Source organism: Celeribacter indicus (genome assembly GCF_000819565.1).
GTDB lineage: Bacteria > Pseudomonadota > Alphaproteobacteria > Rhodobacterales > Rhodobacteraceae > Celeribacter > Celeribacter indicus.
Window position 1 is genome coordinate 2,531,815 of the sequence record NZ_CP004393.1, and the last position, 12,410, is coordinate 2,544,224.

Annotated in this window: 11 protein-coding genes; 5 read left to right on the forward strand and 6 right to left on the reverse strand. The window is 65.9% G+C overall.

Features of this window, described 5'->3' with window-relative positions:
- Window positions 1–98 precede the first annotated feature (98 nt).
- Entirely contained in the window at window positions 99–656 is a 558-nt protein-coding gene (locus tag P73_RS12800) for a lipid-binding SYLF domain-containing protein (protein WP_043871689.1), read from the reverse strand.
- Window positions 657–846: 190 nt separating this feature from the next.
- Window positions 847–1,845, reverse strand: a complete 999-nt coding sequence (hemB, locus tag P73_RS12805) for a porphobilinogen synthase (protein ID WP_043869860.1) — start codon at window positions 1,843–1,845, stop codon at window positions 847–849.
- A gap of 163 nt (window positions 1,846–2,008) precedes the next feature.
- Here hemB and P73_RS12810 point away from each other — a divergent pair, with 163 nt between their 5' ends.
- Window positions 2,009–2,536: a hypothetical protein gene (locus P73_RS12810; protein WP_043869861.1), complete on the forward strand. Its 528-nt coding sequence runs from the start codon at window positions 2,009–2,011 to the stop codon at window positions 2,534–2,536.
- 10 nt (window positions 2,537–2,546) lie between these two features.
- Entirely contained in the window at window positions 2,547–6,017 is a 3,471-nt protein-coding gene (mfd, locus tag P73_RS12815) for a transcription-repair coupling factor (RefSeq protein WP_043869862.1), read from the forward strand.
- A gap of 3 nt (window positions 6,018–6,020) precedes the next feature.
- On the opposite strand, the gene P73_RS12820 is transcribed toward mfd, so the two are convergent.
- The gene (locus P73_RS12820; protein ID WP_043869863.1) at window positions 6,021–7,202 is read right to left on the reverse strand and encodes a multidrug effflux MFS transporter; all 1,182 of its coding nucleotides are present in this window, start codon (window positions 7,200–7,202) and stop codon (window positions 6,021–6,023) included.
- 122 nt (window positions 7,203–7,324) lie between these two features.
- Window positions 7,325–7,966 (reverse strand): DsbA family oxidoreductase, encoded by a 642-nt coding sequence (locus tag P73_RS12825; RefSeq protein ID WP_043869864.1) that lies wholly within the window; start codon window positions 7,964–7,966, stop codon window positions 7,325–7,327.
- A gap of 306 nt (window positions 7,967–8,272) precedes the next feature.
- Here P73_RS12825 and P73_RS12830 point away from each other — a divergent pair, with 306 nt between their 5' ends.
- Entirely contained in the window at window positions 8,273–8,509 is a 237-nt protein-coding gene (locus P73_RS12830; RefSeq protein WP_043869865.1) for a hypothetical protein, read from the forward strand.
- 164 nt (window positions 8,510–8,673) lie between these two features.
- Complete coding sequence (locus tag P73_RS12835) at window positions 8,674–9,303, forward strand: helix-turn-helix domain-containing protein (RefSeq protein ID WP_043869866.1); 630 nt, start codon at window positions 8,674–8,676, stop codon at window positions 9,301–9,303.
- A 9-nt stretch (window positions 9,304–9,312) separates the two neighbouring features.
- On the opposite strand, the gene P73_RS25020 is transcribed toward P73_RS12835, so the two are convergent.
- Complete coding sequence (locus P73_RS25020) at window positions 9,313–9,429, reverse strand: putative periplasmic lipoprotein (protein ID WP_074742988.1); 117 nt, start codon at window positions 9,427–9,429, stop codon at window positions 9,313–9,315.
- A gap of 1 nt (window position 9,430) precedes the next feature.
- Window positions 9,431–11,251, reverse strand: a complete 1,821-nt coding sequence (locus P73_RS12840) for an extracellular solute-binding protein (RefSeq protein WP_043869867.1) — start codon at window positions 11,249–11,251, stop codon at window positions 9,431–9,433.
- Window positions 11,252–11,636: 385 nt separating this feature from the next.
- Here P73_RS12840 and P73_RS12845 point away from each other — a divergent pair, with 385 nt between their 5' ends.
- Complete coding sequence (locus tag P73_RS12845; RefSeq protein ID WP_043869868.1) at window positions 11,637–12,410, forward strand: 3-hydroxybutyrate dehydrogenase; 774 nt, start codon at window positions 11,637–11,639, stop codon at window positions 12,408–12,410.

Consider the following 12,410-nt stretch of genomic DNA (forward strand, 5'->3'; position numbering starts at 1 on the left):
TCCCGCCGGACGGCGGCGGATGGTCGGGCTCACGGGGGGCCGACAATGAGAAAAGCGGCCCTTGGGCCGCTTTCGTCATCTTTCGGAGGGGATGGGGATCAGGGGATGATCCGGGTGTATTTCGTTCCCTCGACGGTGGCGCCGGCGATCAGCCCGGCCTGGCCGAAGACGACGGCGATCACCGGCGACAGCGAGGTGAGCGTTTCCGCCGACACGTTCTCGCCCCGGTTGGAGACCGCGTATTCGAGATCCGCGCCCGCCGACCAGCCGGGCGAGTTGCGGAATTCGGAAAGCGCCTGCTGGGTCATGAAGAACAGCACATGCGCATATTGCTGCGCGCCGATCTGGAGGCCGAAGGTCGCCTGTGTCGAGGAATAGTAGTCGACGGTGGCGCCGCCCACGCGCAGCGCGCCGCGGCCGTAGGAGCCGCCGAGGCCGAATCCCGCCTTGGTGATGAGCGGCATCACCAGCATGCCGACCGCCTTGTCGCGCAGCGCGGTCGTCCCCGGATAATTCTGGTAGAGATGGTTGAGCGTGGCGTCGACCCGCGCGTCGATGGTCGCCGGACCGCTCGAGCGCATGGAATTGTCGCAGGCCGCGAGCAGCCCCGCGCTGCCCAGCCCGATCATAAAGGTCCTTCGGTTGGTAATGCTCATCTGTAAGCCCTTTTCACTGCTCGACACGGCCTCCGGCGCGCCGAGATCCTCGTTCGTCGGGCTCTTGGTGGTCACGCGGGGCGCGCGGCCTGGCCCGTTCTCGCAGGCACTATAGCCTCAGTGCCGCAGTGCTGTCATTGCCAAAACACCACCTATTGTGGCGGCGGTCAGGTTTCGCCGATCTATAGTTTCACCCGCGCAGCAGTTTCGCGGCCTCGGGCGCGAAATAGGTGAGAATGCCGTTGCAGCCGGCACGCTTGAAGCACATGAGGCTTTCGAGCATGACCTTCTCGCGGTCGAGCCAGCCCCTCTCGAAAGCGCCCGCGAGCATCGCATATTCGCCGGAGACCTGATAGGCGAAGGTCGGCACGCCGAAGCGGTCCTGCACCCGGCGACAGATGTCGAGATAGGGCATGCCCGGTTTCACCATCACCATGTCCGCGCCTTCGTGGAGGTCGCGCTCGACGAGCCGCAGCGCCTCGTCGCCGTTGGCCGGGTCCATCTGATAGGTCTTCTTGTCGCCCTTCAGCGCGCCGGAGGCGCCGACCGCGTCGCGGAACGGTCCGTAGAAGCCGGAGGCGTATTTCGCCGCATAGGACATGATCGAGACCTTGTCGAACCCCTCCGCCTCGAGCACCTGGCGGATCATGCCGATACGCCCGTCCATCATGTCCGACGGCCCGATGATGTCCGCGCCCGCCCGCGCCTGGGCCAGCGCCATCTTCACCAGCGCCTCGACGGTCATGTCGTTGACGATCTCTCCCTCCACGACATAGCCGTCATGGCCGTTGATGTTGTAGGGATCGAGCGCCACGTCGGTCATGACCGCAAGCTCCGGCACCTCGGCCTTGATCGCGCGGATCGCCCGGTTGACGAGGTTGTCCTCGTCCCAGGCGCCGGCGCAATCCTCGGTCTTCAGCTCCGGCTCGATATAGGGAAAGAGGCAGATGGCGGGGATCCCGGCCTCGTGGGCGGCGACGGCCGCGCGCACCAGCCGGTCGATCGTCAGCCGTTCGACGCCGGGCATGGAGGGGATCGGCGTCGCGTCATCCTCGCCCTCGCGCACGAAGACGGGCCAGATCAGGTCGGCCACGGAGAGGTGGTTTTCGCGCACGAGCCCGCGCAGCGCCTCCATCTTCCGGGTCCGGCGCAGGCGGGTGAGCGGAAAGGGTGCGGTGGTGCGGGTCATGGCGGGCCTCGTTCTTCTGATGTCGGTCTTGGGGTGGCATGGATTTTGTGGCGCTTCAAGGGTAGGAATCGCCGCGCCCCGGTCCTATTGATGACGCAGGACGCACAAACGCCGCCGCGCAAGAGCAGAGCGGGCTCACACCCGCCGGGAAAGAACGACGACCGTGGATTTCTACGCAACCCTTTTCGAACTCATCGACATGCGGTCCTTTTCCAACCTGTGGTACTGGATCGCGCTCGCGGTGCTGTGGTCGACCGCCTCCCATTTCGTCCTCGGCGTGCCCTTCGATCTCGCGCAGAAGGCGCGGCGGCAGGGGGGCGAGCGCATGGAGGAACTCGAGGCGATGGTGCGAATCAACATCGGGCGCCTGCTGAACATCGCGGAGGTCTCCGGCCTCCTGATCACCGCCCTCGTCGCGACCGTCATCACCGTGCTCGGCGTGACCGGCTTCGTCTACGGGGCGGAATTCTCGCAGGCGGTCTTCCTGATGGCGTTTCCGATGACGCTGGTCGCGTTGCTCAACCTGCGCACGGCGCGGCGGATCGCGGCACAGGCGCCGCGGGGAGAGGCCCTTGTCGCACTCCTGCGCCGCCACAGACTCTTCGTCCAGATCATCGGCATGCTGTCGATCTTCGTCACCGCCATGTGGGGCATGTATCAGAATATCGCAACCGGCCCGCTGGGCGGGTAAGGGGGCCGGAGTGACGGAACATATCAAGATCGGGGGAGCGCCCGAGGGGTTCGACGCCTTTCTTCTTGCGCGCGAGGTGGCGCGGGCGGCGGGTCCGGTCGTCCATGTCGCGCGCGACGACAAGCGGCTCGCGGCGCTGCGCGAGGCGTTGCGCTTCTTCGCGCCGGACCTGCCGGTGATCGACTTCCCGGCCTGGGACTGCCTGCCCTATGACCGGATTTCGCCCCATGCCGATATCTCCGCGGCGCGGATGGCGACGCTCGCGGCGCTCGTCCATGGCGCGCTGCCGAAACGCTTCGTCCTGCTCACGACGCTTTCGGCGGCGATGCAGCGCGTTCCCGCGCGGGAGACGCTGGCGGAGGCCGCCTTCGGGCTGCGCAAGGGGCAGCGGGTCAACGAGCGGCAGCTGCGGGACTTCTTCGTGCGCATGGGCTTCACCCAGGCGCCGACGGTGGTCGAGCACGGGGACTATGCGATCAGGGGCGGCATCATCGACGTGTTTCCGCCGGGGCATGAATTGCCGGTGAGGCTCGATTTCTTCGGCGATGAACTCGACGGCCTGCGCCGTTTCGATCCGGGCAGCCAGAAGACGGTGGACAGCCTTACGGAGATCACCTTCACCCCGGTGTCGGAGGTGATCCTCGACGAGGCTGCGATCACGCGCTTCCGGCAGAATTACCGCATCGAATTCGGGGCCGCGGGCAGCGACGATCCACTCTACGAGGCGGTCTCCGCCGGCAAGAAGCACGCCGGGATCGAGCATTGGCTACCCTATTTCCACGACCGCCTGGAAACCCTGTTCGACTACCTGCCGGAATCCGTGATTTCCCTTGACGATCAATCGACTGCCGCGCGTCTTTCGCGCTGGGAAGGCATCGTCGACCAATATGAGACGCGGCGTATCGCGCTCACCCAGAAGGGCCGGCTCGACAGCGTCTACAAGCCCTGTCCGCCGGGACTTCTCTACCTCGACGACGCGGCCTGGGAGGCGGCGGTGGCCGGGCGGCGCGTGCTGCATTTCCACCCGCTCGCGCAGGCCACGGGGCCGGGCGTCATCGACGCCGGCGGGCGGATCGGGCGCAATTTCGCGCCCGAGCGCCAGATGGAGGGCATCAATCTTTTCGAGGAGCTGGCGGATCACGTCGAAAAACGGCGCAAGCAGGGGCAGGTGGTGATCGCCTCCTGGTCCGAGGGCGCGCGCGAACGGCTGAAATCGCTGCTCGAGGATCAGGATCTGAGCGGGCTGAACGAGATCGGGGACTGGCGCGACGTGCCGGAAGGCACGGGCGGCGTCTACCTGTCGGTCTGGGCGCTCGAACAGGGGTTCGAGGCGCCGGTGGGCGGCGGCCATTCGGTCACGGTGATCTCCGAACAGGACGTGCTGGGCGACCGGCTGGTGCGCCGTCCGGGGCGCCGCAAGCGGGCGGAGTACTTCCTCACCGAATATTCCACGCTCACCCCCGGCGATCTGATCGTCCATGTCGATCACGGCGTCGGCATCTTTCGCGGGCTGGAGGTGGTCACGGCGGCGGGCGCGGCGCATGAATGCCTCCTGCTCGAATATGCGGGCGGCGACCGGCTTTACCTGCCGGTCGAGAACATCGAGCTTCTGAGCCGCTACGGCCATGAGGAGGGGCTTCTCGACAAGCTCGGCGGCGGCGCCTGGCAGGCCAAGAAGGCGCGGATGAAGGAACGTGTCCGCGAGGTGGCCGAGAAGCTCATGCGCATCGCCGCCGAACGGCATATCCGCAAGGCGCCGATCATGGAGCCGCCCGCCGACATGTGGGAGGCCTTCTGCGCGCGCTTCCCCTACAGCGAGACCGAGGATCAGCTTCGCGCGATCGAGGACGTGCTCGACGACCTCGAGGCCGGCCGGCCGATGGACCGGCTGATCTGCGGCGACGTGGGTTTCGGCAAGACCGAGGTGGCGATGCGCGCGGCTTTCGTCGCGGCGATGTCGGGCGCGCAGGTGGCGGTGATCGCGCCGACGACGCTGCTCGCGCGGCAGCATTTCCGCTCCTTCGCCGACCGGTTCCGCGGCTTTCCCCTCAACGTCCGGCCGATGTCCCGCTTCGTCTCCGCGCGCGACATGGCGAAGACGCGCGAGGAACTGGCCGACGGGACGGTGGATATCGTCGTGGGCACCCATGCGCTTCTGGCGAAATCGGTGAAATTCGCCAATCTCGGCCTGCTGATCGTGGACGAGGAACAGCGCTTCGGCGTGACCCACAAGGAACAGCTCAAATCGCTGCGCTCCAATATCCACGTGCTCACGCTCTCGGCAACGCCGATCCCGCGCACGCTCCAGATGTCGCTCACCGGGGTGCGCGACCTGTCGATCATCGGCACGCCGCCCGTGGACCGGCTGTCGATCCGCACCTATGTGAGCGAGTTCGACACGGTGACGATCCGCGAGGCGCTCTTGCGCGAACATTATCGCGGCGGGCAGAGTTTCTTTGTCGTGCCGCGCGTCTCCGACATTCCCGAGATCGAGGAGTTCCTGCGCGATCAGGTGCCCGAGGTCTCCGTCGTCGTCGCCCATGGCCAGATGGCGGCGGGCGAGCTCGACGAGCGGATGAATGCCTTCTACGACGGCAAGTATGACGTGCTTCTGGCCACGACGATCATCGAGAGCGGCATCGACATTCCGACCGCGAACACGATGGTCGTGCACCGCGCCGACATGTACGGTCTCGCACAGCTCTACCAGATCCGCGGCCGGGTCGGCCGGTCGAAATCGCGCGCCTATTGCTACCTCACGACGAAACCCCGCGCACCGCTCACGCCGCAGGCGGAGAAACGGCTGCGCGTGCTGGGCTCGCTCGACACGCTCGGCGCGGGTTTCACCCTCGCAAGCCAGGATCTCGACATTCGCGGGGCGGGCAATCTCGTGGGCGAGGAGCAGTCCGGCCATGTGCGCGAGGTGGGGTTCGAGCTTTACCAGTCGATGCTCGAGGACGCGATCGCGCGGATCCGCTCGGGCGAGGAACAGGTGAGCCTCGAGGACGGGCAATGGGCGCCGCAGATCAATCTCGGCGTGCCGGTGCTGATCCCCGAGGAGTACGTTCCCGATCTCGACGTGCGGCTCGGGCTTTATCGCCGGCTTTCGGGGCTGAAGACGAAGGTGGAGCTCGAAGGCTTCGCCGCCGAGCTGATCGACCGTTTCGGCAAGTTGCCGAAGGAGGTCAACACCCTGCTGCTCGTCGTGCGGATCAAGGAGAAATGCCGCGAGGCCGGGATTGCGCGGCTTGACGGCGGGCCGAAGGGCGCGACGATCCAGTTCCACAACGACAAATACGCCAATCCCGCGGGGCTCGTGGAGTTCATCCACGGCCAGAAGGGTCAGGCGAAGGTGAAGGACAACAAGATCGTCATCCGCCGCGACTGGAGCCGCGATGCCGACAAGATCAAGGGCGCCTTTTCCATCGCGCAGGATCTGGCGAAGTTCGCGAAGGCCGCCCCGCAGAAGGCGAAGGGCTGAGCCTCAGCGGCGCTCGAGCCGGAACAGGAAGAGCGCGAGGCCGGAGCAGATCATGCCCGCCGTCACCACGGGGATCGCGGTGCCGTTGAACATCAGGCCGACCGGCGCCGCGATCAGGACCGATCCCATCGTGAAGGTCGCGCCGATCAGTGAATTGGCGAGGCCCGCGAGCCGGCCGAGCGGCGAGAGCGCGAGCGCGTTCAGGTTGCCGAAGGTCAGCGCGGCGATGGAGAACATCGCCACCGTCCACAGGAAGAAGATCGCGAAACTGTCCGTGAAACCGGCGAGGTTCAGCACGAGCGCGATGGTCGAGGCGGTGAGCGAGATCGAATATCCGAGGCGGATCATGAAATGCATGCCGAGCCGGGAGACGAGGTTGCCGTTCAGGATCGCCCCCGCCGCGGAGACCAGCGCGGTCGCGCCGAACCAGTAGGGAAAGGTGTCGGCCATGCCGTACGTGGTTTCGTAGATCTGTTGTACCGAGGAGAGGATCGCGAACATCTGGGCAAAGCCGAGCGTCAGGATCGCGATATAGATCCGCACGTTGTAATTGCCGAAGACCTCGCGCACGCCGCCGGCGAGATCGGTCCAGTTGAGGTGGCGGCGGTTCTCCGGCAGCAGCGTCTCGTCCTGGCGCAGGCCGAGCCAGGTGCCGACGATGAGGGCGAGGAGCACGAAGGAGGCAAAGATCCCGTGCCAGCCGAATCCCGCGATGATGAAGGCACCGATGGAGGGTGCGGCGGCGGGCGCGACCATGAAGATCGTCATGACGAAGGAGGTGATCTTCGCCATTTCCCGGCCTTCGTAGAGGTCGCGCACCATCGCGACGCCGACGGTGCGGGGGAAGGCCGCGCCCATGCCCTGAAGCACGCGCCCGGCGAGCATCACCTCGAGCGAGCCGGAGAAGCCTGCGATGAGCGCTCCCGTGATATAGAGGCCGAGGCCGAAGAGGATGATCGGCTTGCGGCCCCAGTGATCGGAGACCGGGCCGGAGACGAGCGTGCCGAAACCCATGCCGAAGACGAAGGAAGTGAGCACGAGCTGGGCGCGGTTCACATCGTCGGGCGTGAGGTCGGCGGCGATGTCGGGCAGGCCCGGCAGCATCGCGTCGATGGAAAAGGCCACGGTCGCGAACATGAGTGCGAGCAGGATGGTGAATTCGATCTGGGGCAATCGGCGCGGCATGGGACACTCGTCGTGGGGGAAGAATCGGGGGGGATTCGCCCGCAACCTATGCGGCGTTTCCCGGATTGACCAGTTGCCGGCGGTCGCAACCCCTCTGCGCGAATGCACAGAGGGTCGGAGCCTCAGCTCTCCGCCTCGCGTCCGGCGAGTTCGTCGATGACCCGCAGCCACAGGTCGGTCGGCTGTGCGCCCTCGACCGCGTGGCGGTTGCCGACGATGTAGAGCGGCACGGCGTTGACGCCACGCTCGCGGGCATGGGCGTCCCGCCGCCCGATCTCCTCGCGGTCGGCGCCGGAGGCGAGCAGGCGGCGCACCGCCTCGGGATCCATCTCCACCTGGGCGGCGAGCTCGCAGAGCACCTCGCTGTCGCCGATGTCGCGCCCCTCCTGGAAATAGGCGCGGTAGAGGGCGGCGACCATCGGTGTCTGCCGGCCCTCGATCCCGGCCCAGTGAATGAGGCGATGCGCGTCGAGCGTGTTCGGCGTGCGGGTGATCGCGGCGAGGTCGGCCTTCGGCTGCTCCTTCACGAGGATCTCGACGAGCGGCGCATAGGCCGTGCGGGCGCGCTCGGCACCGCCGAATTTCGCCTCGAGATAGCGGCGCCGGTCCATGCCTTCGGGCGGCATGTCGGGGTTGAGCTGGAACGGGTGCCACTGGATCGCGAAGGGATGATCCGGCCGCGCCTCGAGCGCGCGGTCGAGCCGGGCCTTGCCGATATAGCACCAGGGGCAGATCGGGTCGTGGAAGATATCGAGGGGGATCATCGCGGGCTCCTTGTCGTCCTCTCCAGTCCTAGCGAACCGGGCGGGCGAAGGGGAGGGGGCAAGAAAAGGAAAATATTCCTGCCCTTCACGATTTTCCCGCTGGGCGATGTTCCCGTTGACCCAGATCTTGTGTCCGCGGCCTGTTTGCAACTTTGCAAACCGCCGATGTTCGCCCTGTGTTTCCGGTTCGTTCCGCCGCGGCAGGGGCGCGGGTGTTTCAGTTCGATGCGGATGACCGGGGCGGGGAATCGTGTTTAACTGATCGCAACGAAACACTTTTTCTTGAGTTCGCAGGATACCGGTACGATGGCTTTCACCTTGTCACACGAGTTTCGCTCCTATCACGGTCACGCGCGCGCCACGGGGCGCGACCATCCGGGCCGCCACCGTCGCCTCGGCGTGCCGATGGCCACCCTGGTGCTCGGCGCGATCGCGGCGCTGGCGATTGCGGGCGGGGCGCTCGACCGGCTCTCGACACCTCGGATGTCGGGCGAGCTGTCGCAGATCGAATTCCTCACCGGCGCGCTGAAACACGCGCGCTGAGGCCGGCAGGTCACCGCGGAACACGGGCAGGCAAAAACCTCACGAGCAGTCCCCCCATAACTGACACCTGCCCCACAAGAGCCCCCGAGATGCGGTCAACAGCATCCGGGGGCTTTCTTTTCGCGGCTCTTCCCTTTTGTCCCGGCGAGGCGCTAGAAAGGGCCATGGAGAGAGACGACACACCGAGCCTCATCCGGCTGGCCCGCGAAAGCGGCGAAGGCGCGCCCGAGGAGGCGCGGCCCCTCGATCTCGGTGCGCGGGTGCGCGAACTACGCAAGGCGCGGGGCTGGACGCTCGAACAGGCGGCGAGCCAGGCCGGGCTCGCCCGCTCCACGCTGTCGAAGATCGAGAACGGGCAGATGTCGCCCACCTACGATGCGCTCAAGAAGCTCGCCGTGGGGCTCGAGATCTCCGTGCCGCAACTCTTTACCCCGCCGCGCAAGGCGCAGATCTCGGGGCGGATGTCGGTGACGAAATCGGGGCAGGGGACGGCCCATCCGACCGCCACCTACGAGCACGAGCTGCTCGCCTCCTCCCTCACCAAGAAGAGCATGCTGCCCTATCGCGCCACGATCCGGGCGCGCAGCTTCGAGGAATTCGATGGATGGGTGCGGCACGACGGCGAGGAATTCCTCTACGTGCTCACAGGGGTGATCACGCTCATCACCGAGTTCTACGAACCGGTGGAGATGCGCCGCGGCGACAGCGCCTATTACGACGCCTCGATGGGCCACAACGTGATTTCCGTGAGCCCGGAGGATGCGACGATCCTCTGGGTCACCTCGCTCGGCTGAGCGCCGCGGTCAGAACCAGCTCTGGACCGTGCGCGCCGCGCCGGTGATATCCTCACCGGCTCCCGCAACCGTCCCGCAGGAGGCAAGGCCAAGGCAGGCCAGAAGTACCACGATTTTCGTCCTCATCTCAGTCTTCCCAATACCAGGTGGTTTCACGCCAAAGGATCCAGTCGCCATAGAGCGGCAATGGTTCCGGGTAATGCAGTTCCTTCACATGCGCATCGAAGCTCTCGTTCCAGGCGTAGAGCGGGATGGCATAGCGGCCCGCGGTCAGCACCCGGTCAAGCGCCCGCGTCGCGGCCGTCGCGGTCTCGCGATCCTCCGCATCGAGCATCTTCGCGATCAGTGCGTCAACCACCGGATCGTCGATCCCCGCGATGTTGCGCGAGCCGGGCGTGTTGGCCGCGGTCTGTCCGAAATAGGCATATTGCTCGTTGCCGGGGCTCAGCGACAGCCCGTAGCGCACCGGCGTCATACCGAAGTCGAACGTGTTGATCCGCTGCGTATATTGCGCCGCGTCCACGACGGAAATCCGCGGCTCGATCCCGACCTGGCGGAGCGCCTGCACATAGGTGTCCACGATCGACTGGTTCTCGTCATCGTTGACCTCGAGCACGATCTCGAAGGTAAAGGGCGCGCCGGAGGCGTTCACCATCCGGCCGTTCTCCACCGTCCAGCCGGCCTCCTCCATCAGCCCGAGCGCCCGACGCATCGCGCCGCGGTCGAGCTCCCGGCCCGAGGAGGTCGGGAATTCATAGCCCTCGAGCGTGTCGGGGAGAAGCTGGTCGCGGTAGGGCGCGAGCAGGTCGGCGACCTTGCCCTCGGCCGGACCCGGACGCATGCCGAGCGGAGAGTTGGAATAATAGGAGGTGATCCGGCTCTGTTGTCCGCCGGTCTGCACCTCGTTGACATAATCGAAGTTGAACATCTCGATCATCGCCTGACGCACGCGCCAGTCGGAGAATTGCGGCTGGCGGGTGTTCATCGCAAACCCGGTCATGCCGGTCGGGCGCTGGTGCGGGATCACCGACTTGACCACGTCGCCCCGCGCGGCCGCGGGAAAGTCGTACTGGTCTTCCCAGCTCTGGATGTTGAATTCGCGATGCGCATTGAGCGCGCCGGCCTTGAAGGCCTCGATCACGAGCGAGGCATCGGCGAAATATTCGAACCGGATCGTGTCGAAATTCGCCTGGCCGCGCATCAGCGGCAGATCCTTGCCCCAGTAATCGGGATTTCGGCTCAGCTCCAGGAACATGCCGGGATCGACCGCGCTCACCACATAGGGCGCGGAGCTGACGGGAACGTTCGTCACGCCCGACTGGGTGAAATCCTTGTCGTCCCAATAGGCCTTCTTCAGGATCGGGCGCAGGGCCACGAGCAGCGGCAACTCGCGATTCTCGGTGTTGAAGGTGAATTTCACCGACCGCTCGCCGGTCTGTTCCATCGTCTCGATCTGGTCCCAGAGCGCGGCATAGCGCCCGTGGCCCTCGGTGCCGAGCACCTCGTAGGACCACATCACGTCCTCGACCGTCACCGGGCTTCCGTCGGAGAATCGCGCCTCCGGGCGCAGGGTGAACTCGACCCAGCTGCGCGCGGGATCCGTCTCCACCGTCTCGCAGAGCAGGCAATAGAGGGTGAAGGGTTCGGAGAAGGCCTGCGCCATCAGGCTCTCGGCCATCAGAAAGCGGAGCTGCCAGGGCGCGTTGCCCTTCTGGATGAAGGGATTGAGGCTGTCGAAACTGCCGCCCTCGCCGGTGACGATGGCGCCGCCCTTGGGCGCGTCCGGCCTCACATAGGGCAGGGCGGTGAAATCCGCGGGAAGCTCCGGCTCGCCATACATCGCGAGCCCGTGCTGCGGCTCCGCGCCTGTCGCGCCTGCCGAGAGCGCAAGCGCAAGCCCGCAGAATGTGGAGAGTTTTCCGAACCTGCGCAACGACTGCCCTGCCATCTGGGGATCCTGCCTCCGTGCTCTTTTGTTGTTTGCGCCAAGCTACGACGCCCGCGACAGGTTTACAAACTTTAAGCTTGGAGTGCGGCAGAGAAACGCGTATAAAGGAGTCACTGCTCGATAGGTTTCTTGCCTGTATGAAACCTGCCTCAATAACTCAGCGCCCGCCTTGTGCGGGCGTTTTTTTTGGCTCCAGACCGCCCGAAATGTCAAGCTGGCTTGCCCGAAACGCGACCCGGTCGCCGCCGGAGGGGCGCGTGCCGCCGCGCCATCGCGGGAGGGAGGCTGGGCAGGCTGAGCTGATTCTCGCCCCTCCCATGCGATTCTGCCCTTTGATTTGCGGACGCAGCATTTAAGCTGGCGGCACAGATTCAGGAGAGGCCTCATGACACTCAAGGGAAAAACCGCCATCATCACCGGCTCGAACTCCGGTATCGGCCTGGGGGTCGCGCGCGGGCTTGCGAAGGCGGGCGCGGATGTGGTTCTCAACTCCTACACCGATCGCGACGAGGATCACAGGCTCGCCGAGGAACTCGGGCACGAATTCGGCGTCGCCGCACGCTATATCGGGGCCGACCTGAGCAAGGGCGAGGAGGCGCGGGCGCTGGTGGAGCAGGCGGGAACCTGCGACATCCTCGTGAACAACGCCGGCATCCAGCACGTCGCCCCGATCGAGGAATTCCCGGTCGAGAAATGGGATGCGATCATCGCGATCATGCTGAGCTCGGCCTTCCACACCACCGCCGTCGCCCTGCCGATGATGCGCAAGGCCGGATGGGGCCGGGTGATCAACATCGCCTCCGCCCACGGGCTCACCGCCTCGCCCTACAAGGCCGCCTATGTCTCCGCCAAGCACGGCGTCGTCGGCATGACGAAGGTCGTGGCGCTCGAGACCGCGAAGGAGAATATCACCGCGAACGCGATCTGTCCGGGCTATGTTCACACGCCGCTCGTCGAGGCGCAGATCCCCGATACCGCGAAGAAATACAACATGAGCGAGGAGGAGGCGATCGAGAAGGTGATCCTCGACCGCCAGCCCTCGAAACAGTTCGCCACCGTCGAGCAGATCGGCGGCACCGCGATCTTCCTCTGCTCGGAGGCCGCCGAGCAGATCACCGGCACGACCATCTCCGTGGATGGCGGCTGGACCGCGCTCTGA

Coding starts and splice junctions, on each gene's coding strand:
- P73_RS12800 (WP_043871689.1), bottom strand. CDS start 656: ATGAGCATTACCAACCGAAGGACCTTTATGATCGGGCTGGGCAGCGCG.
- hemB (WP_043869860.1), bottom strand. CDS start 1,845: ATGACCCGCACCACCGCACCCTTTCCGCTCACCCGCCTGCGCCGGACC.
- P73_RS12820 (WP_043869863.1), bottom strand. CDS start 7,202: ATGCCGCGCCGATTGCCCCAGATCGAATTCACCATCCTGCTCGCACTC.
- P73_RS12825 (WP_043869864.1), bottom strand. CDS start 7,966: ATGATCCCCCTCGATATCTTCCACGACCCGATCTGCCCCTGGTGCTAT.
- P73_RS12830 (WP_043869865.1), top strand. CDS start 8,273: ATGGCTTTCACCTTGTCACACGAGTTTCGCTCCTATCACGGTCACGCG.
- P73_RS12835 (WP_043869866.1), top strand. CDS start 8,674: ATGGAGAGAGACGACACACCGAGCCTCATCCGGCTGGCCCGCGAAAGC.
- P73_RS25020 (WP_074742988.1), bottom strand. CDS start 9,429: ATGAGGACGAAAATCGTGGTACTTCTGGCCTGCCTTGGCCTTGCCTCC.
- P73_RS12840 (WP_043869867.1), bottom strand. CDS start 11,251: ATGGCAGGGCAGTCGTTGCGCAGGTTCGGAAAACTCTCCACATTCTGC.
- P73_RS12845 (WP_043869868.1), top strand. CDS start 11,637: ATGACACTCAAGGGAAAAACCGCCATCATCACCGGCTCGAACTCCGGT.